The following is a 1,443-nucleotide window of genomic DNA, read 5'->3' as shown; positions in this document are numbered from 1 at the left end:
GGCCGCCCCCAATTTCCCCCCGGGGGGGGGGCCTTTTCCCCCCCCGCGCCCGTGCTGTTCGGGGGGTTGCGGGTGTCCGTCTCGATATTTATTATGACTGAACAGTCAGTCATAATAGGAGTGATCATGTCCCCCAAACGGGTCGACAAGACCGCGCGGCGACAGGAGATACTCGACGCCGCCGTGCGAGTCTTCGCACGAAAAGGGTTCGCCGCCTCCCGAATCGACGATGTCGCCGCCGCGGCGGGCATCGCCAAGGGCAGCGTCTACCTGTACTTCGACAGCCGCGACGCGCTGCTCGAGGCCGCCTTCGAGCAGTACAGCGCCGAGGCGCTGGCCGCCGTCCAGCGCGCCGTCGACGGCGATGCCCCGGCGCTGGACCGGCTCGCCGAGCTGGTGCGCGGCGTCTTCGAGGTCTTGGCGGGCACACCCGACCACGCCCGCATTCTCTTCGACCTGTGGGCCACCGACTACATGAAGGACGTGTACCGCGAGCAGCGGCGCGTCATCGCCGGACTGCTCGCCGACATCCGGCCGGATCTGGGGGAGGCGCATGCGACGGTGATCGTCGGCGTCATCGAGGGGGTGCTGTTGCAGTGGCTCGTCGATCCCGACGTGCCCATCGGGAAACTGGCGCAGCCGATGCTGGATATCGTGCTCGACGGATTGCGAGAACGCCCATGACCTCCCGCTCCATCTCCGACTACCTCATCGCGCCCGACGCCACCCGCACCGAGCGCGTCCTCGGCTACGGCGCGGCCGCGCTCGGCGCCGCCGGGGCCGCCGCACTCGCGGTGCACGCGGAACTGTCCGCGCTGGCCGTCGGGGTCATCGCCGTCATCGCCTTCGACCTGTTCGGCGGGTCGGTGGTCAATGCCACCGCCTCGGCCAAACGGCATTTCCACCGCCCCGGCCGCACCGCGCGACACCACCTCGGATTCGTGGCCGTCCATGTGCAGCCGTTCCTGCTCGCCTTAGTGGTCCCCGACTTCGCCTGGTACAGCGCGGCATTCGTGTATCTGCTGGCCCTGGGCGGCGCACTGGCCGTCCTGGCCGCACCCGCCGGGTCGCGCCGACCGCTCGGTTTCGCGTGGGTGACCCTCGCGCTGCTGATACCCCTCGACATTCCGGCCGTGCTGCTCTGGCTCACACCGGTGCTGCTGATCAAGCTGCTGCTGGCGCATCTGCAACCCGATGAGGTGCGCGGCACGGTCGCGCCGTCGGCCCGCTAGTCGCGTGTTGCCGAAACAGCAAGGAAAATTGCCACACCGGCGGAGGCGATTAGCGTCGTAGCCATGGGCGCACAGACACACGGACATACCCACGAACACGCGCACGGTGGCCACGGACACGGACACGGCGGCCACGACCACCTGACCCACGACGGCATCGACTGGTCGACCCGCATCGGGCACCTGCGGCGCGAGGACGCGGTGGCGGCCG

The 1,443-nt window shown here is 69.2% G+C and carries 2 protein-coding genes; both read left to right on the top strand.

Annotation, left to right across the window (positions count from 1 at the left end; all coding sequences use genetic code 11):
- Positions 1-126: 126 nt before the first annotated feature.
- Positions 127-684, top strand: a complete 558-nt coding sequence (locus QK444_RS36235; protein WP_282786629.1) for a TetR/AcrR family transcriptional regulator — start codon at positions 127-129, stop codon at positions 682-684.
- Entirely contained in the window at positions 681-1,232 is a 552-nt protein-coding gene (locus QK444_RS36230; protein WP_282786628.1) for a hypothetical protein, read from the top strand. Before QK444_RS36235 ends, QK444_RS36230 begins: the two co-directional genes overlap by 4 nt.
- Positions 1,233-1,443 lie beyond the last annotated feature (211 nt).

It is taken from the genome of Nocardia sp. CC201C (genome assembly GCF_030010695.1).
GTDB classification, from domain to species: domain Bacteria; phylum Actinomycetota; class Actinomycetes; order Mycobacteriales; family Mycobacteriaceae; genus Nocardia; species Nocardia otitidiscaviarum.
The sequence above is the reverse complement of the archived record's forward strand: the minus strand, read 5'-3'. Positions and strand labels throughout refer to the sequence as shown.